At 67.0% G+C, this 385-nt stretch carries 1 pseudogene; it reads right to left on the bottom strand.

Annotation, left to right across the window (positions count from 1 at the left end):
* Nucleotides 1–80 precede the first annotated feature (80 nt).
* Nucleotides 81–385, bottom strand: a pseudogene (locus tag HX873_RS31540) (MFS transporter); the annotation flags it as partial.

Raw genomic sequence — 385 nt, 5'->3', positions numbered from 1 at the left:
GCGCAAGGTCAAGCACCCCGGCATCGTGGCGATTACCGAAGGTGCCAGACGGGAGCTGTTCACTTCCCTGCCCTGAAGGCTCAGGCGCAGACGGCGCGGGTCTTGGCAGTCATCAGCCACAGCGCCAGCAGGATCGACAACAGGATAAAGCCCGCCGCGGCAAACCCGAGGCGGCCCAGGCCCAGGGTGTCGATCACGTGCCCGCCCACCAGCGCCCCCAGGCCAATCCCCAGGTTGGCCCCGGCAATGTTCAACGAGGCGGCAAACGCCGGCGCATGGGGTGCGGCCTTCATCAGTCGCACATGGCTGACCAGAAACAATGCCGCCTGGGTCACGCCCCATACCGCCATCGCCGCCGCCAACCCGATCGTGGAATGGATGGCGG

Origin of the sequence: Pseudomonas sp. P7758, assembly GCF_013386485.1 — a bacterium.
GTDB lineage: Bacteria > Pseudomonadota > Gammaproteobacteria > Pseudomonadales > Pseudomonadaceae > Aquipseudomonas.
Note: the sequence above shows the minus strand (reverse complement) of the source record. Positions and strands in the feature narration are given on the sequence as shown.